The organism is Collinsella aerofaciens (assembly GCF_015670795.1).
Taxonomy (GTDB): Bacteria; Actinomycetota; Coriobacteriia; order Coriobacteriales; family Coriobacteriaceae; genus Collinsella; species Collinsella aerofaciens_Q.
Window position 1 is genome coordinate 13,386 of sequence record NZ_JADPCJ010000025.1, and the last position, 23,777, is coordinate 37,162.

18 protein-coding genes are annotated in these 23,777 nt (G+C 60.9%); 8 read left to right on the forward strand and 10 right to left on the reverse strand.

The window, feature by feature from the left end; genetic code table 11:
* Positions 1 to 37 precede the first annotated feature (37 nt).
* Positions 38 to 1,663, forward strand: coding sequence for an ATP-binding protein (locus I4W09_RS07970; RefSeq protein ID WP_196033446.1), 1,626 nt, complete (start codon positions 38 to 40; stop codon positions 1,661 to 1,663).
* A gap of 4 nt (positions 1,664 to 1,667) precedes the next feature.
* On the forward strand, positions 1,668 to 2,381 hold the full coding sequence (locus I4W09_RS07975; RefSeq protein WP_195192771.1) for a response regulator: 714 nt from the start codon (positions 1,668 to 1,670) through the stop codon (positions 2,379 to 2,381).
* A gap of 94 nt (positions 2,382 to 2,475) precedes the next feature.
* On the opposite strand, the gene rlmKL is transcribed toward I4W09_RS07975, so the two are convergent.
* Positions 2,476 to 5,043 (reverse strand): bifunctional 23S rRNA (guanine(2069)-N(7))-methyltransferase RlmK/23S rRNA (guanine(2445)-N(2))-methyltransferase RlmL, encoded by a 2,568-nt coding sequence (rlmKL, locus tag I4W09_RS07980; protein WP_196033449.1) that lies wholly within the window; start codon positions 5,041 to 5,043, stop codon positions 2,476 to 2,478.
* 75 nt (positions 5,044 to 5,118) lie between these two features.
* On the opposite strand from rlmKL, the gene I4W09_RS07985 reads away from it, so the two are divergent.
* Positions 5,119 to 5,946, forward strand: a complete 828-nt coding sequence (locus tag I4W09_RS07985; RefSeq protein ID WP_196033451.1) for an HAD-IIB family hydrolase — start codon at positions 5,119 to 5,121, stop codon at positions 5,944 to 5,946.
* 44 nt (positions 5,947 to 5,990) lie between these two features.
* On the opposite strand, the gene I4W09_RS07990 is transcribed toward I4W09_RS07985, so the two are convergent.
* A complete protein-coding gene (locus I4W09_RS07990; protein WP_196033453.1) occupies positions 5,991 to 6,782 on the reverse strand; it encodes a DeoR/GlpR family DNA-binding transcription regulator in 792 nt (263 codons plus the stop codon).
* A gap of 348 nt (positions 6,783 to 7,130) precedes the next feature.
* Here I4W09_RS07990 and I4W09_RS07995 point away from each other — a divergent pair, with 348 nt between their 5' ends.
* From I4W09_RS07995 to ulaA, 4 genes are all read left to right on the forward strand, one after another.
* Positions 7,131 to 7,841, forward strand: coding sequence for a transaldolase (locus I4W09_RS07995; protein WP_117640993.1), 711 nt, complete (start codon positions 7,131 to 7,133; stop codon positions 7,839 to 7,841).
* 9 nt (positions 7,842 to 7,850) lie between these two features.
* Entirely contained in the window at positions 7,851 to 8,297 is a 447-nt protein-coding gene (locus I4W09_RS08000) for a PTS sugar transporter subunit IIA (RefSeq protein WP_117582968.1), read from the forward strand.
* A gap of 75 nt (positions 8,298 to 8,372) precedes the next feature.
* Positions 8,373 to 8,648 (forward strand): PTS sugar transporter subunit IIB, encoded by a 276-nt coding sequence (locus I4W09_RS08005; protein WP_022094539.1) that lies wholly within the window; start codon positions 8,373 to 8,375, stop codon positions 8,646 to 8,648.
* A gap of 71 nt (positions 8,649 to 8,719) precedes the next feature.
* Positions 8,720 to 10,111, forward strand: coding sequence for a PTS ascorbate transporter subunit IIC (ulaA, locus tag I4W09_RS08010; protein WP_196033455.1), 1,392 nt, complete (start codon positions 8,720 to 8,722; stop codon positions 10,109 to 10,111).
* A 399-nt stretch (positions 10,112 to 10,510) separates the two neighbouring features.
* Here the strand turns inward: ulaA and I4W09_RS08015 are convergent, their stop codons facing one another.
* The 4 genes from I4W09_RS08015 to I4W09_RS08030 all read right to left on the reverse strand — a co-directional run bounded on the left by I4W09_RS08015 (position 10,511) and on the right by I4W09_RS08030 (position 16,383).
* The gene (locus tag I4W09_RS08015; protein WP_196033457.1) at positions 10,511 to 12,658 is read right to left on the reverse strand and encodes a Tex family protein; all 2,148 of its coding nucleotides are present in this window, start codon (positions 12,656 to 12,658) and stop codon (positions 10,511 to 10,513) included.
* A 411-nt stretch (positions 12,659 to 13,069) separates the two neighbouring features.
* Entirely contained in the window at positions 13,070 to 14,110 is a 1,041-nt protein-coding gene (locus tag I4W09_RS08020; protein ID WP_196033459.1) for a Gfo/Idh/MocA family oxidoreductase, read from the reverse strand.
* Positions 14,111 to 14,179: 69 nt separating this feature from the next.
* On the reverse strand, positions 14,180 to 15,436 hold the full coding sequence (locus I4W09_RS08025) for an MFS transporter (protein ID WP_196033462.1): 1,257 nt from the start codon (positions 15,434 to 15,436) through the stop codon (positions 14,180 to 14,182).
* Between the two features lie 65 nt (positions 15,437 to 15,501).
* Positions 15,502 to 16,383, reverse strand: coding sequence for an SDR family NAD(P)-dependent oxidoreductase (locus I4W09_RS08030; protein ID WP_196033465.1), 882 nt, complete (start codon positions 16,381 to 16,383; stop codon positions 15,502 to 15,504).
* A 233-nt stretch (positions 16,384 to 16,616) separates the two neighbouring features.
* Between I4W09_RS08030 and I4W09_RS08035 the strand changes: the two genes are divergently transcribed.
* Positions 16,617 to 17,495 (forward strand): LysR family transcriptional regulator, encoded by an 879-nt coding sequence (locus tag I4W09_RS08035; RefSeq protein WP_271756793.1) that lies wholly within the window; start codon positions 16,617 to 16,619, stop codon positions 17,493 to 17,495.
* A gap of 43 nt (positions 17,496 to 17,538) precedes the next feature.
* Here I4W09_RS08035 and I4W09_RS10615 read toward each other — a convergent pair whose 3' ends face one another.
* From I4W09_RS10615 to I4W09_RS08055, 4 genes are all read right to left on the reverse strand, one after another.
* A complete protein-coding gene (locus I4W09_RS10615; protein ID WP_271756794.1) occupies positions 17,539 to 18,630 on the reverse strand; it encodes a GGDEF domain-containing protein in 1,092 nt (363 codons plus the stop codon).
* Between the two features lie 532 nt (positions 18,631 to 19,162).
* Positions 19,163 to 21,082: an ABC transporter ATP-binding protein gene (locus I4W09_RS08045; protein WP_196033472.1), complete on the reverse strand. Its 1,920-nt coding sequence runs from the start codon at positions 21,080 to 21,082 to the stop codon at positions 19,163 to 19,165.
* The gene (locus tag I4W09_RS08050) at positions 21,075 to 22,889 is read right to left on the reverse strand and encodes an ABC transporter ATP-binding protein (protein ID WP_196033475.1); all 1,815 of its coding nucleotides are present in this window, start codon (positions 22,887 to 22,889) and stop codon (positions 21,075 to 21,077) included. Before I4W09_RS08050 ends, I4W09_RS08045 begins: the two co-directional genes overlap by 8 nt.
* Complete coding sequence (locus I4W09_RS08055; RefSeq protein ID WP_196033478.1) at positions 22,882 to 23,385, reverse strand: MarR family winged helix-turn-helix transcriptional regulator; 504 nt, start codon at positions 23,383 to 23,385, stop codon at positions 22,882 to 22,884. Before I4W09_RS08055 ends, I4W09_RS08050 begins: the two co-directional genes overlap by 8 nt.
* Between the last annotated feature and the right edge of the window lie 392 nt (positions 23,386 to 23,777).

Here is a 23,777-nt window from a genome sequence, read left to right on the forward strand (position 1 = left end):
TGGTGGTTTTTGTTTTTGAGAGAGGGGCGGGGCGCTGATGGACGTCCATGCGGACGGCGATATTGCCGATAACTTTTGGTGGCGGCGCACGACGTCGACGCGTCGCGGCCCTCTGTACGACATCTGCGTGGCGGCGGGGCTGCTGTTAGCGGCGACGATTGTGGGCGTGCTGCTCGACCGCCCCGGTCTCGCTCCCAGCATCATGATCGTCTACGTGTTTGCCGTGCAGCTGTGCGCCTTTTTCACCTGGAGCCGCCTGTATTGCCTGTTGAGCTCGGCTGCCGCCGTGGCGCTTTACAGCTTCTTGTTTGTCGATCCGCGCTACTCGCTGTCGTTTATCGACCGCGTCTATCCCGGCATGTTCTTCATCATGTTTGTGGTCTCGCTTGTGTCGAGCTCGATTGCGTTGGCCCTGCGCCGCGCCTTGGCGCAGGCTGCTGCCAGCGACCGTCGCACGCATATGGTGCTCGAGACCAACCGCATGCTGCAGCGGTGTGCCGATCAGCAGCAGATTGTGCATGCCATGGCCACGCAGCTGGCTCGTCTTTCGGGCTGTCCGGTCGTGTGGTACAGCGCCGACGCCGACGATGATGACCTGCTGCCGCGTGCGACGTACACGGCCGTGGGTGACGCCGCGCCGGTGCACCAGCTGACGCCCCAGATGCCGCCGCGACTCTCGGCGTCCGCCTATGTGGGAACGCCGCTCGATGCCACCTATGGCGGCTCGGCGTTCTACGGTATATACCTGACGGTGCGCTCGGGCGACACCATGGTACGCGCGGGCGATCCCGCCTCGGTGGTGGGGGTACTCGCCATTGTCGCCGAGTCCGATGCTCTGACGCCCGAGGAGCGGACACTTGCCGATGCCATCGTGAGCGAAGGCGAGCTGGCACTCGACCGCGCCCGCGCTATGGAAGCCCGCGAGGAGGCGGCGGTGCTCGCCAAAAACGAGCAGCTGCGCGCCAACCTGCTGCGCTCCATCTCACACGATCTGCGTACGCCGCTCACCAGTATTTCGGGTAATGCCGACGTGCTGCTCGACCAGGGCTCGACCGGCACCGCCGTGCTCGACGCCCAGACGCGTCGCGGCCTGCTCCTGTCCATTCGCTCGGATGCGCAATGGCTCAACGCCACCGTCGAGAACCTGCTTGCCATCACCAAGCTCGAGGGCGACGGTATGCATCTGTCGACTACGCTCGAGCTCATGGACGATATCGTCGAGGAGGCGCTGCGCCACGTAAATCCGGCTGTGCGCGAGCACGACCTTAAGGTGGTGGCGTGCGATGAGCCGGCGCTCGTCAATGTCGATGCGCGCCTGATGGTGCAGCTGGTGGTCAATCTGGTGAACAACGCCATCACCTATACGCCTGCAGGCTCGCACATCGTGATCTCGATTAGCGTCGACGATGGACGCGTGGCGTGCTCGGTGGCCGATGACGGCCCGGGCATTGCGCCCGAGGACCGCGAGCGGATCTTTGAGTCGTTCTACACCGCCAACCACGGTTTGGCCGACAGCCATCGCAGCGTGGGTCTGGGTCTTTCGCTCTGCCGCTCCATTGCGTTAGCGCATGGCGGTAGCATAGAGGTTGCCGCGGCGGATCCGCACGGCTCGGTCTTTACGATTGAGCTTCCCGTCGCTGACGTTTCGTTTGATAAGGAGTAGCGCCGTGCCGAACTCTGCCGTAAAACCGCTCATCTTGGTCGTTGAGGACGACCCCGCCGTTCGCAACTTAATCGTTGCCGCGCTCGAGGCGCACGGCTTGCGTCATATGGCCGTGGAGACCGCCCATGCCGCCATCGCCGCCGCCTCATCGCAGACGCCGAGTATTGTGCTGCTCGATCTGGGCCTGCCCGATATGGACGGCGTCAAGGTGGTGGAGTCGGTGCGCGCATGGTCGGGCATGCCGATCATTGTGGTCTCGGCGCGCAGCGAGGATGCGGACAAGATTCGCGCGCTCGATGCCGGCGCCGACGACTACCTGACCAAGCCGTTTTCGGTCGAGGAGCTGCTCGCGCGCATTCGCACGACGCTCAGGCGTCTCTCGTATGCGCAAACGGGCGGCGTTGTCTCCGAGGGCTCGTTCGATACCGGCGAGCTGCATATCGATTTTGATGCCGGCATCGCCACGATGGACGGCGAGGAGCTGCACCTGACGCCGATCGAGTACAAGTTGCTCTGCTTGCTGGCACACAACGCCGACAAGGTGCTGACGCACCAGTTTATTTTGCACGAGATCTGGGGTACGGCGACCAAGAGCGACCTGGCGAGCCTGCGCGTCTTTATGGGTACGCTGCGCAAAAAGATCGAGTCCGACCCCGCGCATCCGCGCTATATCCAAACGCACGTGGGTATCGGCTATCGCCTGGTCACCCAAGGCTAGATCGCCAACCACCATCCCAATATGAGTTGCGGTGAAATACGGTCTAAATTTGCCTAATTCCCGGCAAAACAGTCCGTATTCTACCGCAACTTTGTTATTTGCCCTTGGGCTTGCTGGCGTAGAACTTCTTCTTTTTGGGCTTGCCGGCGGGGGAGGGTTTGCCGGCAAAGTTGGACTTGCCGTTGCCGGCCTGCGCGTGCGCGGGTGCTGCCGCACGGGGCTTGCGGGCCTCGGAGTTGCGCAGTTCCTCGACGCGCTCGGCAATTTCCTCGGCGCTAAAGCCGACCTCTGCCATGGCGTCCTCGATGGGCAGGCGGCGCACGATGTAGCAGTGATGCACCTTCTGGTTGCGCGCGAAGTCCTCGGGGATGGTCTGTGCCGTAATGTCCTCCAGCACCACGCCCGCGCGCGCGAGTTTGCGCGTCTCGGGGCGGAAGCCGCGCAGGTTGCAGCTAAAGATGGCATGGCCGCCCTGCGCGAGCAGACGCGATACGCCGGCCAAAAGCTCAACATGGTCGCGCTGGACATCCCAGGTGCGGCGGCCCATCTTGGACGAGTTCGAAAACGTGGGCGGGTCGACAAAGATCAGGTCCCAGCGGTTGCGCGTCTGGCGCTGGTCGCGAATCCAGGCGAGCACGTCGTCGCGCACAAAATGATGCTGAGGCCCCACAAAGCCGTTCTGGCGCATGTTGCGCTCGGCCCAGTCCAGATAGGTGTTGGAGAGGTCGACTGTCACGGTCTCCTCGACGCCGCCATCGGCCGCGTAGCAGGTGGCAGTGCCGGTGTAGGCAAACAGGTTGAGGAAGCGGCGCGCTTGCTTGGCGTGCTCGCGCACTAGGTTGCGGGTGACGCGGTGATCCAAGAAGATGCCCACATCCAGATAGTCGTCAAAGTTGACGGCAAAGGTGAGTCCGCCCTCTTCGATGAGTGGCAGACGACGGCGTGCGATATTGGCGCGCTCGCCCGAGCTGCCCTTGCCGGCGCCCTGTTTGCCGTACTGCGAGCCGCCGCGCGAACGCATGCGGGCCTTGGCGTGCACATGCTCGGCCGGAACATCAAGGATGCGCGGCGCGATGGCCAGAATGTCGAGCATGCGGGCTTGGGCTAGCGCGGGGTCGATGGTCTTGGGCGCGGCGTATTCGGCGATGACGAGCCAGCGGCCCGGCGTCTGCGGGCAGCCCTCGTACAGGTCGATGGCGGCGGAGTAATCGGGCAGATCGGCATCGTAGACGCGGTAGCAGCTCACGCCCTCGCGCTTGGCCCACTTGCGGCGCAGACGGGCGTTCTTACGCAGGCGGTTGGCGAACTGCTCCGACTCGGGGATGAGCACGGGCAGCGGCTTGCCGTCACCCAGGTCGAGCATGGCGGCAGGCTCGGGCATGGCGGAAGCGGCGGCTCTGTCGTTGACGTCGTCGGCATCCGCAACCTTGGCCTCGGCATCCGTGCTGGTCGCAGCCTCAAACGCTGCGGCAGCGTGGTCGAGCGAAGGCCAGACTTCGACGGTCGCCTCCTCGTTGTTGGGCATGACGGCGATTGAGCGCTCGGGCTCGGCGTGGAGCGCGCGGGCCAGCAATCCGTCGCGGGTGAGCGCGGCGACCGGCGCCGCGGCAAGCTCGGGCGCGCGGCGCAGCTCGCCGACCAGCGTCATGGCGTCGTGCATGAGCGAAAGCGGTGTCTCGGTCGTATCCGCGACCACGGCGGCACCCGCGACGGCGCCCGCATGGTCCAGTACGGTGGCGGACTTGGCGGCGCAAAAATCGACAAAGCGCTTGTAGCCGGCGCACTTAACCATGCGCTCAGCGGTCTTGCGGGCGGCGGGGTCAACATCCACGGCAACGATGCGCGCCTGGCGCTCGCGTGCCGTCGCCTCGCGCTCGCGCGCTTCGGCACGCAGCTGCTCCCACAGGGCAGCGTCATGCAGCTGCCAGCCCTCAAAGCCCCAGCGCTCGCGGACGGCACCCGGGGCGCGGTCGGTTAGGATATTCACGGCCTCCAGCAGCAGGCCGCCGCCGGCGCACGAGGCGTCGATCAGCGTAGGCAGGGCTTCGTTCTCGTAATCGTCGGCCGTTAGCTCGCGCTCGCACAGTGCGGTCCAGCCGACTTGCGCAAGCACCAGGGCGGCGTAGTCGGGGCGCAGCACGTGCGTGCCCTCGCCGGCGCGGGTCGCGGCGGGCGGCAGGCGCTTGAACAGCGGGTCGCCCGAAAGGTCCAGGCTGATGCTCGCGCGGCGCTGACGCAGCGAAAGCAGCAGGTGAACGTCGGGATCGGCGGCGTCGACATCGGCGCGACGGCCCGTGGTCTCGGCCAGACGGTCGCACAGCGCGTCCTTGGCGCGCAGGGCCGAGAAGCGCGTGTTGCGCAGCTGCTCGGTCACGCCGCGGGCGGTGATGGCGATGGTGGCGCCGGGGCGAACAATGCTCTCCCAGGCGATGTCGTAAACGCCGTCGTACAACTCATCGGCATCCTGCGCCTCAAAGCGCCCAAGCACCACAAACACGCGGCTGGCCAGGCGCGACCACAGACAGGCGCGGTAGCCTTCTTCGAGCTCGCCCTCAAACGTAGCGCGGCCCTTCAGGCGGCGGACATGCGAAAGCCCGAGGCGTTTAAGCTCGTCGGCGAGTGCGGATTCAAAGCCCTCGGGGCAGCTTGCATAAAATTCCATGGGTGACCTCTCTGATTGCGTCGCTTCATTATATGATGGATGCTTCGTTTGCCCTTATCCTCGAAAGGAACTCATATGATTGATGCGTGTTCCGAATCCGCCGTGCTCTTTTTTGACGTGGACGGCACGTTGACGTCGTTTGATCCCGACGATATGACCGACAAGGACTTCAATGCAATACATCCGTCGAAGGCTGTTGTTGATGCATTTGGTCGCTTGCGCAATGCGGGTCACCAGGCATTTATCTGCACGGGTCGTCCCTTGTGGCTGATTGCCGATGGCCTGCGCGCGCTGAACCCGGCGGGTATCGTTGCCATGGCGGGGGCGACGCTCGAGATCGAGGGACGCGTGGTGCATGAGGACTGCTTTGACGAAGACATTGTTGAGGAGCTTGCGCGTCGCGTTGTGGATGCCGGCATCGAGGTTTTTTTCGAGTCCAACGCTGCGACTTTTGCGCTGGAGCCTGTGGGCGTTGAGTGCTCGTCTTTAATCGGTACCTCTGTGGTGCACAGCGCCGAGGAGATGCGCGTCGAGGGCCGTCTGCGCGTGGGCAAGGTGTGCATCACCGCGGGCGACCTGGCGCGCGTAGCCAGCGATGACGGCTTTATCGATCGCGAGTTTGAGCTGTGCAACACCGGTGGTCAGAATCGCGAGCTGAGCCCCAGGGGCATTGACAAGGGCGTGGGCGTGGCGCGAGCGCTGGCGTATCTGGGCCGCGAGGGAAATGCGCGCACTTTTGGCTTTGGCGATTCGGGCAACGACCTGGGCATGCTCGCTGCGGTCGAGACGGCTGTCGCCATGGGCAACGCCATGCCCGAGGTCAAGGCGGTCGCCGACTACGTGACCGACGATGTCGCACACGACGGTACCGTCACCGCCATGCGCCACTTTGGGTTGATCTAATAAATGGCCGGGTCGCCCGCAGTGGGACGACCCGGCCATTTGAGCTATTTTGCAATATAGAGCTTGGGATGACTGCGACTGCTCTCGATCGCCGCCGTCATGATGCCCTCGTCGTCTCCATCAACGATGATGCCATCGAGGTCATCGATTTGCGCGGACTGATAAAAACTGGTCTTGTTGAACTTTCCCTGGTCAACCATCATATAGCCCTGGTTTGAGTTGGTCAGGTACATATGCTTAATCATGGCCGAGAAGTCGTGCTCGACGGTAAAGCCGTGGTCGGGGTGGAATCCGTCGGCACTGACAAACGCCTTGTCGGCATGTAGTTTGCTCATGCAGTCGAGCGTTAGTGCGCCCGCGAGATAGAGGTGGCCCTTGCGCACGGAGCCGCCCAGCAGCACTACCGAAGCATTGGGGAGATTGAAGCTGGCGTAGTTTGCGATTGCAAGATCGCCGGTGATAATGGTGATCTCATGCTTATCCATGAGGGCTTTAGCGAAGTAAAAGCCTGTGGTGCCGATATCAATTACCAGAACATCGCCATCATCAACAAGAGTTGCTGCGGTTGCGGCGATGGCCTCCTTGGCCTCGACTTGGACATTGATGCGCTCCTCGGGATACGAGATTGCGTTGGAGCGAGAAAGCGATACCGCTCCGCCGCGTACGCGACGCAGCTTGCCTTCGGATTCCAGTGAGACGAGGTCGTGTCGTGCGGTGACTTCCGAAACCGAAAAACGGCGAACGATGTCGGATACCGAGATATTTGGCTTTTCGGCCAGCCAATTCATGATAAATCGCTGACGCTCGGCCGGTGAAAGGTCTGAAGTAGATGCCATATGCCGCTCCTTTTGAACAAAAGGCAAAAGATGCGCCTTTCGTAATCGAAATATAACGTATCGATATGAAAAGAACAAGGTAAATTCGAATGAATCGAATGAACGGAATGGCATGTCCTAAATGCATGCGTAGCAGATAGTTCGCACGTAGACGGGCTATAAAGAGTCTCATTCTGAAGGCGCCGCCCAAAAGAAGTACGTTCACACCCGATATTCGACCGCTCACGGAAAGTTGACAATTGAGCTTTCGATAGCTTTTGAAATGGTTTATAAAAGAAAACCGAAAAGCTTTTGAAACAAAGAAGAAGGCTTTCGATAGCAATAGTGCTAGATGAGAAAGGACCGAACATGGCTATCAAGGTGTTTGCCGACGGCGCTAACCTCGAAGGCATGCTTGACATGCATGACAATGGTAACGTTCAGGGCTTCACGACCAATCCTTCCCTTATGAAGGCCGGTGGCGTGACTGACTACCGCGCTTTTGCCAAGACGGTTCTTGAGCACATTACCGATGTGTCGGTCTCTTTTGAGGTGTTCGCCGACGACGAGGCGGGTATGGAGGCCGAGGCTCGCGAGATTGCAACCTGGGCAGACAACGTCTATGTTAAGATTCCGGCGCTCAACACCAAGGGCGAGTCCACTGCCGCGCTGGTCAAGCGCCTTTCTGCCGACGGCATCAAGGTGAATGTCACCACTATCTTCACGCCCGAGCAGGTCGACGAGTTCGTCGATGCCGTTTCTGCCGAGACCCCCTCTATTCTGTCTATCTTTGCCGGTCGCATTGCCGATACCGGCGTCGATCCGCTGCCCCTCATGGCGGAGTCCGTAAAGAAGGCTGCCGTTAAGCCTGCTGCCGAGGTTCTCTGGGCGTCTACGCGCGAGGTCCTCAATATCTTCCAGGCGGAGTCCGTTGGATGCCAGATCATTACGGTCCCCAATGCCATTCTTGCCAAGCGCAAGAATTTCGGGAAAGATTTGCTTGAGTATTCGCTTGATACGGTCAAGGGCTTTGCCCGCGACGTTCAGGCGCTTGGTTTTCATATCTTGCCCGAGGAGTAGGGGACGAGCATGCTGACCGATCTTCTTAAACCCGAGCTTGTTGCCTGCCACGTCGAGGCCTCCGACTGGGAGGAAGCGATCAGGGCATGCGGTAAGTTGCTCGTAGACGCTGGCAAATGCGACCAGAGCTATGTTGACGCCATGATTTCATCGGTTCACAAATTCGGCCCCTATATGGTCTTGGAAGAGGGCATCGCCATGCCCCACGCCCAGGCAGATGGCAATGTGAGTGAAGCGGGAATCTGTATCGTCACGCTTGACCCTGCCGTTGCGTTTGGACACGAGGATTTCGATCCGGTTCACGTGCTCGTGGGTATTTGCGCACCCGACCCCAAGGCTCATCTTGGCTGCTTGGCGGAGCTTTCGCAGATGTTCGAGGACGAAGACTGCGTTGCCAAGCTCAGCGCATGCGATACGCCCGAGCAGGTTTTGGAGACCATGCGTTCATTCTTTTAGGCCTTAATGGCACGGCGATGCGTCGCCGCTTTTGGATAGACGGAAAACCGTCACGTGTAGGAGAGGAAGGTTGCCATGCATATCATCACCGTATGCGGAAACGGCATCGGGTCTAGCCTGATGCTCGCTGGCAAAGTCGAGGAGCTTTGCGAGGAGGAGGGCATCAAGGCCGACGTTGAGTCTATGGACCTGAACGGTGCTTCTTCCGCAAATCCGGATCTGTTCATCACCGTTAAGGAACTCGCTCCCGAGCTCCACGGCAACGTTGTGATCGTTCGCAGCTATGTGAACAAGAAGAAGATCCGCGAAGACGCCCTCGAGGCAATCAAGGCGGCCGCCGCTAACGCCTAAAGCGGCACAAAAAAGGGCGGTTCCCTGTGGAAGAGGGAAACGCGCCCACGTTAGAGAGAAAGGAAGCGCAGATGCAAGCCATCCTTCCCATACTTGAGTTTATCCAATCGATTCTGACCAAGCCAGCATGGATCATGGGTCTATTTGCCTTTGTGGGCCTTGTCGCGCTTAAGCGTCCTGCCCACAAGGTGATGACGGGCACCCTGAAGCCCATTCTGGGTTACATCATGCTGTCTGCCGGCGCCGCTGTTGTCCAGGAGAACCTTGCTCCGCTGGGTACCTTCATCGAGACCGGTTTCCACATCACCGGCGTCGTGCCCAACAACGAGGTCGTCGTTTCGATGGCTCAGAGCGTCCTCGGCGTTCAGACCATGATGATCCTGATTCTCGGCTACGTCGTGAACATTATCATTGCCCGCTTTACCAAGTTTAAGTACATCTTCCTGACGGGCCATCACAGCATGTTCATGGCTTGCCTGCTGTCTGCCGTTCTGCAGGCATCTGGCTTCCAGGATGTCCAGCTTGTCATCGTGGGTGGCATGTTCCTGGGCCTCGTGAGCGCTATGCTTCCCGCCGTTGGTCAGCGTTTCACCGAGAAGGTTACCGATGGCGATGAAATCGCCATGGGCCACTTCGGTTCACTCGCCTATTACATCTCCGCTGCAGTCGGTACGCTTTTTGCTAAGGACGCCGAGGAGAACAGCACCGAGAAGATCGAGGTTCCCGAGAAGTTCTCCTTCCTGCGCGACACCACCATCTCCACGGCTCTCACCATGGCCTTCTTCTACCTGGTTACCGCTTTCGCCGCTTACATCGCAGATCCTGCGGTCGTTACCAAGACCGCTGGCGGCGACAATGTAATCGTCTACGCCCTGACCTGTGCTCTGTCCTTCGCCGTCGGTGTCACTATCGTCTACAACGGCGTTCGTATGATCCTTGCCGACCTGGTCCCGGCTTTCCAGGGCATCTCCAACAAGCTGATCCCCGGCGCCATCCCCGCCGTCGACTGCGCCGTCTTCTTCCCCTATGCTCCCACCGCCGTCATCCTCGGCTTTGTCGCTTCCTTCATCGGTGGCGTGGTCGGTATGTTCATCGTGGGCGCTACCCTGGGCATCTTCATCATCCCGGGCATGGTTCCCCACTTCTTCTGCGGTGCTACCGCAGGCATCTACGGCAATGCTACCGGCGGTCGCAAGGGCGCAGCTCTTGGTGCTTTCGTCAACGGCCTGCTCATCACCTTTGCCCCGGCTCTGCTCCTGCCCGTTCTTGACGTCTTTGGCTTCAAGAACACTACGTTCGGCGACTTCGATTTCTCCGTCATTGGTATTACGCTCGGCCGCGCTGCCGAGGCCTTCGGTACCACCGGTGTCTACGCGATTCTCGCTGTCCTTCTGGTCGTCGCCTTCGTCCCCAACTTCATCCACACCAAGGGTGCTGTGATCAATCACGTTGAGGAAGAGTAATCCAGGCGTACGTTAAGCCCTAATCGGGCGGAGCTCCGATAACCGGCTCCTACACGGAAGCGGTGACGTCTCAAATGAGGCGTCACTGCTTTTTACTTTGGGGCGATTGTGAAAACGAGCCGGCAAGGCGCTGCTTCTGTTCCGTGAACGGAATTAACCGCAATGATCGGCAAAAACGTTTTGCCGCTGGGGCGTCGATATAAAAATGGTAAATCTGCAAAACCGTTCGCCGAGAAGATAAAAACCCGCAGCTCACGCCTTGATGAACGTAGGTAAAGTGTTTAGCAGTTCAACACCCATATGCAAGCGAAAGTTTTGTTGCGGTATCTGCAAGTTTTCCCATTGGATGAGAAAAACTTGCAAGTTCGACGATGGGCAGCGGCGGTTCGTCCTTTGCTGTTACTTCCCCTGCACCATGGTGAGGGAGATCTTTTTGCGGTCGCGATCGACCTTCTCGACCCACACCTTGACCGTATCGCCGACGCGCACCACGTCGCTCGGGTGCTTGACGAAGCGGTTGGCCAGCTTGGAGATGTGTACGAGGCCGTCCTGGTGCACGCCCACGTCGACGAACGCGCCAAAGTCGACGACGTTGCGCACCGTGCCCTTGAGTTCCATGCCGGGCTCCAGGTCGTCGATGGAAAGTGCCGAGCGGCTAAAGACCACTTCGGGCGCGTCGTCGCGCGGGTCGCGGCCGGGCTTCTTGAGCTCGTTGACAATGTCGATGAGCGTGAGGGTGCCGCAGTTCAGATCGCTTGCCAGTGCCGAGATACTGCCCAGACGGCGCTCAATGTCGGGCACGCCGCCGCGGCTGAGCTCGCTGGCTTTAACGCCTGCGCGCTCCAGGACGGCCGTGGCCACCTCGTAGCTCTCGGGGTGGACGCTTGTCGCGTCGAGCGGGTTCTTGCCGCCGCTGATGCGCAGGAAACCCGCGGCGTTGAGGTATGCCTTGGGTCCCAGCTTGGGGACCTTCTTGAGCTGGCGGCGATCGGTAAAGGCGCCGTTTTCCTCGCGGTAGGCCACGATATTCTTGGCTACGCTCGGCGTGATGCCCGATACATATCCCAGCAGGCTTGCGCTCGCGGTGTTGACGTCGACGCCCACGCGGTTGACGACGTCCTCCACCACGTGGCCCAGGGTGCGCGAGAGCTCGGTCTGGTCAAGGTCGTGCTGGTACTGGCCAACGCCGATGGACTGGGGCGGAATCTTGACGAGTTCTGCCAGCGGGTCCTGCAGGCGGCGGCCCAGGCTCATGGCGCCGCGCACGGTGACATCCAGATCGGGATATTCCTGGCTGGCAAGCTCGGAAGCGGAGTACACCGATGCGCCGGCCTCGTTGACGATGGTGTATCGCAGTCCAGGTGCCTGCTCGGCAATGAACTCCGAGACGACTTCCTCGGTCTCGCGGCTGGCGGTGCCGTTGCCGATGACGATGGTGTTGACGCCGTCCTTCTTGACGAGGCGAGCGAGCTCGCGCTTGGTGCCGGCGACGTCGTGGCGCGGCTTGGTGGGGTAGACCACGCCGTGGTCGAGTAGCTTGCCGGTCTCGTCCATGACGGCGACCTTGCAGCCGGTACGGTAGCCCGGATCGAGCGCGAGCACGCGGGCACCGCGCACGGGGCGTGCCGAGAGCAGCCCCTCGAGATTCTTGGCAAAGACGTTGATGGCCTCGGTTTGCGCACGGACGGTGAGTTTGGCACGGGCCTCGCGCTCCAGCGAGGGGGCCATGAGGCGCTTGTAGCCGTCGGCGATGGCGGCATCGAAGATGGGAGCAAACACGCCCTGGCGTCGGGGCCAACGGCTGCCGAGGCGCGCTGTGGCGGCAGCGCCGTCGACGTTCACGCGCACGCGGAGCTTGCCCTCGCGCTCACCGCGGTCGATAGCCAACACGCGGTGGTTGGGTATACGGCGCAGTGGCTCGTCATAGCTGTAGTACGGCTCGTAGGGGGTCTTCTCGGCGGGGTCGGTGGCCTCGACGACGATATCGGCAGTGTTTTGCGTAAAGGCGCGTAGGTCGGCGACGTTCTCCGGGTCCTCGGCTACCGTCTCGGCCACGATGTCGGCGGCGCCGGCGAGCGCCTTCTCGGGCGTGTTGAAGCCGGCCTCCTCGTGGACGTATGCCGCGGCGGCGTCGAGTGCGCTGCCCTTGGCGGATGCCTGCATGATGATCATGTTGGCGAGCGGCTCCAAGCCTGCCTCGCGGGCCTTCTGCGCGCGGGTCATGCGCTTTTTGCGGTAGGGCTTGTAGAGGTCCTCGACACGCTGGAGCTGCGTGGCCTCGCGAATCTGCTGCTCGAGTTCGGGCGTGAGTTTGCCCTGGGCGTCGATAAGCAGAATGACGTCCTCTTTACGCTGCTCAAGATTGCGCAGGTAGGACAGGCGCTCGTCGAGGGTGCGCAGGGCGACATCGTCCATGCCGCCCGTGGCTTCCTTGCGGTAGCGCGAGATAAAGGGAATGGTGTTGCCCTCGTCGATGAGCTTGACGGCCGCCTCGATATTGGCGGCCTTAAGGTTGAGCTCGTGGGCAAGCTGGGCGATAAGATCCATGGGACTCCTTGCGTTTAAGGTGCGTTTGCAGCACAGGGCTACCAAGGATACCACCCGTCCCAAAAGACTGTTTTGGGGCCGCGCCACGAAAACGACCTATCTACTACGTTTGAACCGTAGGGGCTGACCATACCTGGGTTCTCCGAAAATCGGCAAGACGTTTACCTGCGGTTTTTATTTCGCGAAATTCGGCATGGTTGAGGGCGATCGGTTAAACGTAGTAGATAGGCGCATTTCGTGGCGAACGAATCAAGCCGAGGTGCAAAATAGCCCCCCGCCCAGAAAAATCGTCGGAAAGGTAGCAAAATGCCCCGCGGGCAGGAGGCTGCTCGTGGGGCAAAGAAGAGGGGCTTGTTGGTGGCGGACCGAAGGGTTCGGCATGGGGCTTCTGCCGCGGTCGCTCTTAAGGCATTACAGCTCGACGAGCTGGCCGGTCTCGGCGGCCTCCTTGATGGCGTTGAGAAGCGTGAGCGTCTTGACGTTATCGGCGGGGGTCACGACGGGCTCGACCTCGCGGCGGACAACCTTCACAAAGTGCTTGAGCTGCATCTTGTGCGGCAGTGCCGGGTCCACGGCTGGAATCTCCATCTGCAGCGGCTTGTGCCAGTTGGAGGCGCCGTCGTAGGAGAACTGGTGCAGGCGGGGCAGCGACAGGGCGCCCAGGGTTCCGCCGATAAAGTAGGCGTCGGCGTCGAAGGGGCGGTACTGCGGATCCTCGCGAGCGGTTGCCTCCCAGTTCCAGGGGCTGGCGGTGGCGTCGGAGATGGTCATGCTTGCGAGCGCGCCATCGGCAAAACGGACGTTGACCACAGCGGAGTCCTCGGTCTCAAAACCGCGGGCGGCGCTGGACTGCATGCCCTGGACGGCAACGGGCTCGCCCAGCAGGTAGCGGAGCAAGTCGACGTCGTGAACCAGGTTGACCAAGATCGGTCCGGCACCCTTCTTGCGTCGCCACTCGACATCGAAGTACTCGTCATTCTTATAGATCATGTAGTGGAAGCTCGACACGGTGAGCTTGCCCAGCTCGCCGGACTCGATGATCTCCTTGGCCTTGTTGACGAAGGGGTTGTGGCGACGGTGCTGACCCACGAGCACGGGCACGCCGGCGGTCTCGGCCTCGGCGGCAAAGGCCTGGGCATCCTCGAGGTCGTTGGAGATCGGCTTTTCTACCAGCGGCACGATGTTGCGCTTCACAGCCTCGCGAGCAACGCCCAGATGCAGGTCGTTGGGGGTGGCGATGATGACGGCCTCGGGCTTGACCTCGTCCATCATCTGGGCGGGATCGGTGTAAAACGGTACGCCGGCGGTCTCGGCCGTGGCGCGGGCGCCCTCAAAGGCGTCGGCGATGGCGACGAGCTCGGCCTCGGGCTCCTCGGTGACAAAGCGGATGTGGTTGCGGCCCATGGCGCCGGCGCCGATAACGGCAATGCGGACGGGGTTGAGCTCAGACATTTCGACTCCTTAATACTGGTGGCCGGTGGAATGCGACAAAGGGACTGTCCCTTTGTCGCATCGGTAAAACTAGGCGGACTTCTTCTTGCTGTCGGAGACCATCATGTAGACGGTGAGCACGACGGCGATGGCGGCGATCACAATGGCGCCGTAGAAGGACTGCTGGTAGGCGGCGCTGTCGGCCTCGGCGTGATACAGCACGGCGGTGATGGGCTGGCTGATCCAGGTGGAAGCGGCGTAGCCTAAAAACATGATGCCGTAGTTGACGCCGATGTTGCTGGTGCCAAAGGCGCCACCGGTGAGCGGCGGGTAGATGACGAGCAGAGCGCCAAAGCTAAAGCCGAGCAGGGCGAGCGCAACAAAGAACATGGCCTGCGTAAAGCTCATCGACATGATGACGAGAGCGACGATGGTGACGACAAGACTGATGAGCAGCGACTTGTAGGCGCCGAGCTTGTCGATGATCTGGCCAAAGGACAGACGGCCAACCAGGTTGGCGCAGGTGTTGACGGAGACCACCACGCCGCCGAGGGCGACGGCCGCGGCGCTCGTGGGGTCGGCGAAGAGCTGGACGGCGGCGATGGAGGCAACCTTGCCCACGAGCAGGGTGCCCGCGGTGGCGGCAAAGGCGAAGGTGACGATGAGGACCCAGAAGCGCGGGGTCTTGACCATCTCGCCCGGGGTGAGGTCACCGAAGGTGCCGGCGTGCGCGCCGCCCTTGGGGGCCTCGAAGCCCTCGGGCAGCCAGCCGGCCTCGGGGGCCTTCAGGAACAGGGCGGAGGCGGCGATCGTCACAAAAAAGATGACGCCGAGCGCCTTAAGGGCGCCAAAGATGCCCAGGCTCGGGATGAGCAGCGAGGCGAGCACCGGGGACAGCACGGCGGGACCGGCGGTTGAAGCGGCCAGGGTGATGCCGGAGGCGAGACCCTTCTTGTCGATGAACCACTTTTGGCCGGTGGTGAGCGCGGGGTTGTAGCCCAGGCCGTTGCCGACGGCGGCGACGAGCGAGAACCACAGGTAGAACTGCCACGGCTCGGTGACGGTGCCGGACATGAACCAGCCCAGGCCGTAGCACACGGCGGCGGCGATCACGACGTTACGCGGGCCGATCTTATCGGAGATACGGCCGGCGAAGATGCCCGTCACGGCCATGATGGTCTGAAAGACCGGGAAAGCCCAGGTAAGGGCACTCGACCACTCGGGGTAGACGGCGAGCAGGTTCTTGCTCACGACAGAATACAGCGCGATGGAGCTGATGAAGAACATGGTGACGCACGCGGCGGAAAGCACGACGGCGCGACCCTTGTTGGAGTTGGTGGAAGCCATTGGACTCTTTCTAATCGATGTGGGAGAGGAGCGGTCGTATCCGCGGACCTCCCTGTCAGGTTGGTTTACTGGTCAGTTGGCTTGGCGACGCCGGACTCATCGGACCAAAGCTCGACACCCTTGTTCTTAAGGTAGTTGTCGGCATAGGCGCGACGGCCGCCGGGCTTGGCGGTGAGGTCGCCCATCATGTTGGAGAAGCCGCCGTCGACCTTGATGGCGTCGCCGGTGGTAAAGTCCGAGCGCTTGGACGCCAGGAACATGACGGCGTTGGCGATATCGCTGACCTCGCCGATGCGGCGCGTGGCGATCAGACGGCTGCGACTCTTTTCGACCTCGGGGTCGGCGTAGAAGTTGGCCGACATCGGGGTCTTAACGAAGCAAGGCTCGACGCAGTTGGAGCGGACGCCGTAGGGGCCCCACTCGGCAGCCAGCATCTTGGACATCATGTTGACGCCGGCCTTGGTGGAGCTGTACACGCCCGAGAACGTCTCGGGGGAGTGGCTAGCGACGGTCGAGATGTGCACCAGGCGGCCCTGGCCGGCCTTGATCATCTCGCGACCAAAGCGCTGCGAGGTGATGAAGTAACCGGTGAGGTTGACGTTGATGACCTCGTTCCAGTCGGAGAGCGGCAGGTCCTCCATGGCGGCGAAGCGCAGGATACCGGCGGTGTTGACGAGGACGTCGACACGGCCGAAGTCGGCGATGGTGGCATCGACGGCGGCCTGAACCTCGGCCTCGTCGGTGGCGTTCATCTTGTAGCCCTCGGCGTGGATGCCAAACTCGGCGGCGAGGTCGGCGGCTGCGGCCTTGACCTTTTCCTCGTCCAGGTCGAGCAGGACGACGTTGGCGCCGTTGCGGGCGAACTCGCGGCAAATCTCGACGCCCATACCGCCGAGTGCGCCGGTCACGGCGCAGACATCGCCCTCGAGCTTAAGCCAGTTGCTCATAGGAACTTCCCTTCTTGTGCCTTCCTGTGGGTCGTTCCCATTAATCGACCCACGTGGTTTTCGCAGGTTATCGTATGCTTTGCATTTACGCAGATGAATTGCATATTTGTTAGAATGGCGTTAACCGTAGGTTTACACTGTGCGATGCAGTTTATGCTCAACTGAGCGCGTGACCTGCGAAAACAACCCCCTGTGGCACCATGTGGCCACGGGCGCGAAAACGGGAGATTGACGTGTACGATCGACGACTTGAGGCCATATCGGCCGCCGCGGAGCTGGGGAGCTTCTCGCGTGCGGCGGCAAGATTGCGCGTGTCGACCCCGGCCCTCGTCAAGCAGGTGTCGGGCTTCGAGGCCGAGTTTGGCATCACGTTGTTCGAGCGCTCGCACTCGGGCGTCAAGGTGACGCCGGCCGGCGCACTGCTGGTGGACGACGCGCGCTCGATCATGCGGCAGTCCGAGGACGCGCTGCGCCGTGCCCGACGCGCGGCGGGCGATGGCGGTGCCGTGCGCCTGGGCGTATCGATGATGTGCCCAGGACGCCAGACGCTGTCGATGTGGACGGGCATCCACGATCTGGAACCGTCGTTGCGATTTGAGATCGTGCCGGTGAGCGACCTCTATGACGAGCGCGAATCCGTCATGCGCAGCTTGGGCCGCGAGGTCGATGTGGTGCAGTCGAGTTTTTCGACCCCGCGCTGGGGTGACGCCTGCCAAAAGCTCCGCATCGTTAACGTGCCGTTTTATATCGACCTGCCGCGCACGAGCCCGCTGGCGCGCAAGAATCGCATTACGGTCGCCGACTTGGAGGGTATGCGTCTGCGCGTGCTCCGCCACGGCAACGACGCTATGGACAGCCTGCGTATCGATCTTTTGGCAGACGGCGGCGTGGACGTGATCGATGTGGATAGCTTCGACTTTGCGCTCTTTAACGAGGCGGAGGAAAAGGGTGACGCGGTGCTCACCTGCGGCGCATGGTCGGGGGTGCACCCGGCCTTTGTGGGCGTACCGTTCCTGTGCGGCCGCGAGGTGCCGGTCTTTTTGCACTATCCGCTCGAGCCGACCCTCCAAGTACAAAAATTCATCAACGCCATGGCACAACTTCTCAAATAGCCAAAAGAGTCCCGTCCCAAATTAGCTACCCTTTGCTACGGGTTTAGCGGTCCTCGCGTTGCGGCCCGGCTGCCTCGGCTGTCTTTACGCGGTTCTTGTCGATGTACATGTTTTTGTCGGCCTGGGAAAAGAGCTCGCGCATCGTAGGCGGTTCATCAAAATCACTGGAAAGCGCATAGCCCACCGCATAGCTGATAGGCATGTCGGGATGAGTCTCGGAATACTCGTTCACGTTCGCGCGAACCCGAGCGAGACAGGACTCCACGGCAGCTCGATCGGTATCTCGCAGCACCGCGATAAACTCATCGCCGCCGTCGCGGCCCACAAAGCAGGTCTCCGACGCCACGCGCCCCAGCTGCTGGGCAAAAGAACGGATGTATTCGTCGCCCTTCTCGTGGCCGAAGCTGTTATTGACCGTATGCAGATTGTTAAGGTCGAAGACGCACACCGCAACGGGCGCCTCCGCGGAGACAGGTTGCTCCTGCCCCAAGACCTCCTCGCACTTGTTCTTGTTGGGCAGTCCTGTGGCTTCGTCGAGATAGACTTTGTTCTGCAGTTCGCGATTGAGCGCGGCAGTTCGCACCGCGCGAACAAGTTCGACCGCAAAGGTCGCCACCAAGCCCATGATGTCGATGATCACCAGGCCCTCGAGATAGTTGAGCGCCGACGCCTTCTCCTGAGAGTAGTCCTCTGCGAGTCGCGTAGCATCGTCGCAAATGCCAAAGAACTCCTCGCTCATGGAGATGATGTCGGTGTTCTCATAGCCGACTTCGCGCACGCGGATGATCTCGGTGCAAAGCTCATCAAAATAATTTGCAAGCTCGGTCATTTTTGCCTGATACTCATCGTCGTCGAGACGGACGAGGTTGAGGTCGTCACTTCCGTAACGCAAACCGTTGATGTATGAATCCACGGCTTTGAGCAGGTCATCTTGAGGCTGGCCCGCATCCTCGAGCTTAACGATTCGCTGCGTGGTACCGCGCACCAGACCGGCGTAGTTGACCACACGCGCCGTGCCCTGGATATCGGAGACGAGCAGCATAACATTGATGAAGAAGAAGATGAGAACTGCCGTGAGCACCATCATGAGCAGGCGCACCGCCTGGCCGGCCTTCTTGGCGACAGAAGTATTCACAAGTTCACTCCCCTAAATGACAAAAGAACAGGTAGCACGCAGTGTGCTGAAATTCATGGGTGGTTAACTCTACCATATGGGCCAGCAGCCTCAAACTGCAGCAGACGCTCGTCCAAATTGGCGTGACGCTTGCCTTGTTGTTCTTGACCTGGCCGCGCTATCGGACATGCTTCTGGTCTTGGATCACCATGGGAAAGCTCATCCCGTTTTGTGCGTCTAGAGTGGGATGCGGCTTCCCAAAGGTGCCGTTAGGGGAAATCACATCCCGGTTTACCCCCTTGAAATGGGATGCCGTTTCCCGGAGGGGGTCCAGCGGGAAACGGCATCCCATTTTGGGCCCGAAAAGTGGGATACGGTTTCCGGCCGGCATGAAAAAGCCTCCGCAGCTCGTGTGGCTGCGGAGGCTTTATTCGTTGCGGCGCATTGTGTTTGGGTCGCTGAGATGAGTCGATTTGCCCCGAAAGAGGAGGGCATTGACCTTAGGGTCATGCCCGACGAATGAGCGGCAAATCGGCCATCTCGGCGAGCCGAACTACTCCAGCTCAAACGCTCCGGTATAGAGCTGGTAGTAATACCCGCGCTTGGCAATCAGCTCGTCGTGGTTGCCGCGCTCGATGATGCGGCCGTGATCCAGACAGATGATCGCGTCGGAGTTGCGCACGGTGGACAGGCGGTGCGCGATGACAAACGTCGTGCGGCCTTCCATGAGCTTGTCCATGCCGGCTTGCACGATGGCCTCGGTGCGGGTATCGATGCTCGACGTGGCCTCGTCCAGGATCATCGCCGGCGGATCGGCGACGGCGGCGCGTGCGATCGAGATCAGCTGGCGCTGGCCCTGCGACAGCTGGGCGCCGTTGCCGGTGAGCATCGTGTCGTAGCCGTCGGGCAGGCGGGTGATAAAGTCGTCCGCGCCGGCGAGCTTTGCTGCCGCGATGCACTCCTCGTCGGTGGCATCCAGATTGCCGTAGCGGATGTTATCCATCACGGTGCCGGTGAACAGGTTTACGTCCTGCAGCACCACGCCCAGCGAGCGGCGCAGGTCTGCCTTGCGGATCTTGTTGACGTTGATGCCGTCGTAGCGAATCTTGCCGTCGGCGATGTCATAGAAGCGGTTGATGAGGTTGGTGATGGTCGTCTTACCGGCACCGGTGGCGCCGACAAACGCGACCTTCTGGCCCGGCTTGGCAAACACGGACACGCCGTGCAGCACCTCGTGGTCGGGCGTGTAGCCAAAGTCGACGTTGTCCATGACCAAGTCGCCACGCAACGGCACGTACTCGATCTCGCCGGTTGCGCGGTGCGGATGTTTCCACGCCCACATGCCAGTGTGGTGGTCGGCCTCCTCGAGCTGCCAGGTATCGGGGTTCACCTGAGCGTTGACAAGCGTCACATAGCCTTCGTCGGCTTCGGGCTCCTCGTCGATGAGCTCAAAGATACGGTCGGCGCCGGCGAGGCCCATGACCACGGCGTTGATCTGCTGCGAGATCTGGCCGATCTGTCCACAGAACTGCTTGGTCATGTTGAGGAACGGCACCACGACGGCGATGGACAGCGCCATGCCCGAGATGCTCAGGTTGGGCACGCCCAGCGCTAGGAAAATGCCGCCGGCCAGTGCGACCAGCACGTAGAGCAGGTTGCCCAGGTTCATAAGGATGGGCATGAGGATGTTGGCGTACATGTTGGCCTTCTGCGAGACCTCGAAGAGCTTTTCGTTGCGCTCGTCAAAATCGGCCTCGGCGGCAGACTCGTGGCAGAATGCCTTGACGACCTTCTGGCCGTTCATGACTTCCTCGATATGGCCCTCGACCACGCCGAGCTCGGTCTGCTGCGCAATAAAGAAGCGCGCGGAGTTGGAGCCGAGCAGCTTGGTCATAAAGGTCATAAAGACGACGCCTGCCACAATGACCAGGCACATCCAAACGCTGTAGTACAGCATGATAAAGAACACCGTGACGATGACGATGGTCGTCATGAGCAGGTTGGGCAGCGACTGGCTGATCATCTGGCGCAGCGTGTCGATGTCGTTGGTGTAGTGGCTCATGATGTCGCCGCGCTGGTGCGTGTCGAAGTAGCGAATCGGCAGGTCCTGCATGCGGTTGAACATCTTCTCGCGCAGCTTCTCGAGCGAGCCCTGCGTGACGATGGCCATGGCGCGGTTCCAGAACAGCGAGGACAGGATGCCGACGCCGTAGATGCAGGCGAGGGTGGTCACGAGCTGTGCGATCTTGGGCTGTGCAGCTTCCCAATCGCCCGACTGCCACGATTCGCTAATAATCTGCAGGGCGCTTTGAAGGAAGGTCGCGCCGATGGAGTTAATGATGGCGCAGAGAACCACGCCGACGACGACGAGGGGCAAAAGCACGGGGTAGAAGCCAAAGAGCGTCTTGATGAGGCGCGACATGGTGCCACCCTTGCGGTTGAGCGCGCGCTCGGCGGTCGTTGCCTTACTCATGTGCCTCGCCTCCTTCCTGGGTCTGAGCTTGTGTTGCGGATGCCTCGGTGTCGGCTTCGACGGCCTCTTCGCCCTCGGCAGACATCTTGTTCTGCGAGGTAAAGGTCTCGCGGTAGATCTCGCTCGTCTTGAGCAGCTCATCGTGGTTGCCGATCTGCGCGATGCGGCCGCCCTCCATGACGATGATGCGGTCTGCATCCTGCACGGAGCTAATGCGCTGGGCGATGATGAGCTTGGTCGTGTTGGGCAGATAGCTTGCCAGCCCTGCGCGGATCTTGGCGTCGGTCTTGGTGTCGACGGCGCTGGTGGAGTCGTCCAGGATCAAGATCTTGGGGCGACGCAGCAGGGCACGCGCAATGCACAGGCGCTGCTTCTGACCGCCCGAGACATTGGAGCCGCCCTGCTCGATCCAGGTGTCATAGCCCTTGGGGAAGCCATCGACAAACTCGTCGGCGCAGGCCAGATGTGCCGCCTCGCGGACCTCTTCGTCGGTGGCGTTCGGGTCGCCCCAACGCAGGTTCTCGGTAATCGTGCCGCTAAACAGCACGTTTTTCTGCAATACCATGGCCACTTGGTGGCGCAGAGCGTCCAAGTTGTAGTCGCGTACGTCTATGCCGCCCACGCGCACGGTACCTTCGGTGGCGTCGTACAGACGGGCGATGAGGTTTACGAGCGTGGACTTGGCCGAGCCGGTGCCGCCGATGATGCCGATGGTCTCGCCGCTCTTAATGTGCAGGTCGATATCGTCGAGCGCCTGGCGCTTCGCATGCGCGGAATACTTAAAGCTCACGTGGTCAAAGTCGATGGAGCCATCGGCGACCTCGAGCACGGGCTCGGCGGGATCGGCGATCGTGGGCTCGGCGGCCAGCACCTCGGTGATGCGGTGCGCCGATTCGTCGGCCATGGTCACCATGACAAAGATCATCGACAGCTGCATCAGACTCATGAGGATTTGGAAGCCATAGGTAAAGATCGAGGAGAGCTGGCCCACGTCGAACAGCGTGCCCTGGCTCGTGATGATGAGCTTGGAGCCCAGGTAGATGATGACGACAAACGCGCCGTTGACGCAGATGTTCATCATGGGGTTGTTAAAGGCAAGCAGCTTCTCGGCGCGGGTGAAGTCCATCTGGACGTCGCGCGCAGCGGTCGCGAACTTCTCCTTCTCAAAGTCTTCGCGCACATAGCTCTTAACTACGCGCATGCCGGTGACGTTTTCCTCGACGGACTCGTTAAGGGCGTCGTACTTGTGGAACACGCGCGAGAAGATGGGGCGCACCTTAAAGATGATAAAGAACAGCCCAAAGCCCAGCAGCGGAATGATGACCAGGTAGACCATGGCGACGCTGCCGCCCATGATAAATGCCATGGTAAAGGCGAAGATCAATACCAGCGGCGCGCGCACGGCGATACGGATGATCATCATAAAGGCCTGCTGCACGTTGTTGATATCGGTGGTCAGGCGCGTGACGAGCGAGGAGCTTGAGAACTCATCGATGTTGGCAAAGCTGAACGTCTGGATCTTGTAGAACAGGTCGTGACGCAGGTTCTTAGCGAAGCCGCAACTCGCATGGCTGCAGGTGACGCCGGCAGCGGCGCCAAAAGCAAGCGACGTCAGCGCGATGAGCACCAAAAAGCCCGCGGTGGGAAGCATCTCGGCTACGGTGGCGCCGTCTTTGATGGCATCGATCAGGTTGGCGGTGATAAATGGAATCAGCATCTCGCAGAGCACCTCGCCAAGCACGAGCAATGGCGTGGCAACAGTGACTTTCATATAGTCGCGGATGCTGCCCATGAGGGTTTTAATCATCCAGTTCCTCCCAGGTTACACGGATTTTCTCGAGCATTTCGGCGAGCTGCTCGCGCTCGTCGTGGGTGAGGGCACTAAAGGCCTGCTCTCTAAAGCGAATGCGGGCTGCCTGCTCAACGCGGGCCTTTTCCCATCCCGCATCGGTCAGGCGGATGGTGAGCTGCCGACGGTCTTTGGGATTGCGACTGCGCTCGATAAGACCGCCCAGTTCGAGCTTGGACAGAATCTCGGAAAGGGACCCCGGCTTGAGGTCGAAGTGCATGCCGAGCTCTTGTTGGGACAGCTCGCCGGTCGGCTGCTTGGCGAGCAGGCAGACGATGGGCGCCTTGCCAGATATGCCGCCGCCGTGAAAATGCATGTAATGGCCGCAAAACCCCAGCCCATGGAGGATTCTCTTGGCGAGACGGTCCTCCTTGGACTGAGTCTCGGGCTCGTCTGCCGGCTGCGAGGGGTCGTCGCCGGGTTCATGCGGATGGGCGTGTGGTTCAACACACATATCTAATCTTCGCTCCTTTCTTTAGTTAGGTAGATGAATTGTTTTGTGCCTAACTAATCTAGGAGCGTGAGAAATAAATGTCAAGGTACCAAACTAGTGGTTACGCGGTTTTACCAAACCGCGTAACGGCTCGACGCTGCGCGGGCCGCATTTGGACAATCTGACGTTCAACTTCAAGGGCGCGACCAGAAGGTCAGCGCCCTTTCGTTTCACGTCACCTTGCCTCAAATGCGGCCCGCTCGCTGTCGTTGCCAAAACATCGACGTTGTCCTTTTTAGTCGTTTGGGACGTTCTTGTTTGACTAGTCATTTAAGAACGTCCATTACAGTCGAAATTGTCAGCCCGGGACCGTCTCGGGCTACGATTGAGGCGCGCCCAGAACGGGCCGCCGA

Excerpts from the sequence above, each read along its gene's own strand:
- I4W09_RS07970 (WP_196033446.1), top strand. The coding sequence starts at position 38 with ATGGACGTCCATGCGGACGGCGATATTGCCGATAACTTTTGGTGGCGG.
- I4W09_RS08015 (WP_196033457.1), bottom strand. The coding sequence starts at position 12,658 with ATGGATCTTATCGCCCAGCTTGCCCACGAGCTCAACCTTAAGGCCGCC.
- I4W09_RS08050 (WP_196033475.1), bottom strand. The coding sequence starts at position 22,889 with ATGATTAAAACCCTCATGGGCAGCATCCGCGACTATATGAAAGTCACT.
- I4W09_RS07995 (WP_117640993.1), top strand. The coding sequence starts at position 7,131 with ATGGCTATCAAGGTGTTTGCCGACGGCGCTAACCTCGAAGGCATGCTT.
- I4W09_RS08005 (WP_022094539.1), top strand. The coding sequence starts at position 8,373 with ATGCATATCATCACCGTATGCGGAAACGGCATCGGGTCTAGCCTGATG.
- I4W09_RS07990 (WP_196033453.1), bottom strand. The coding sequence starts at position 6,782 with ATGGCATCTACTTCAGACCTTTCACCGGCCGAGCGTCAGCGATTTATC.
- I4W09_RS08000 (WP_117582968.1), top strand. The coding sequence starts at position 7,851 with ATGCTGACCGATCTTCTTAAACCCGAGCTTGTTGCCTGCCACGTCGAG.
- rlmKL (WP_196033449.1), bottom strand. The coding sequence starts at position 5,043 with ATGGAATTTTATGCAAGCTGCCCCGAGGGCTTTGAATCCGCACTCGCC.
- I4W09_RS08045 (WP_196033472.1), bottom strand. The coding sequence starts at position 21,082 with ATGAGTAAGGCAACGACCGCCGAGCGCGCGCTCAACCGCAAGGGTGGC.
- I4W09_RS07985 (WP_196033451.1), top strand. The coding sequence starts at position 5,119 with ATGATTGATGCGTGTTCCGAATCCGCCGTGCTCTTTTTTGACGTGGAC.
- I4W09_RS08020 (WP_196033459.1), bottom strand. The coding sequence starts at position 14,110 with ATGTCTGAGCTCAACCCCGTCCGCATTGCCGTTATCGGCGCCGGCGCC.
- I4W09_RS08030 (WP_196033465.1), bottom strand. The coding sequence starts at position 16,383 with ATGAGCAACTGGCTTAAGCTCGAGGGCGATGTCTGCGCCGTGACCGGC.
- ulaA (WP_196033455.1), top strand. The coding sequence starts at position 8,720 with ATGCAAGCCATCCTTCCCATACTTGAGTTTATCCAATCGATTCTGACC.
- I4W09_RS08025 (WP_196033462.1), bottom strand. The coding sequence starts at position 15,436 with ATGGCTTCCACCAACTCCAACAAGGGTCGCGCCGTCGTGCTTTCCGCC.
- I4W09_RS08055 (WP_196033478.1), bottom strand. The coding sequence starts at position 23,385 with ATGTGTGTTGAACCACACGCCCATCCGCATGAACCCGGCGACGACCCC.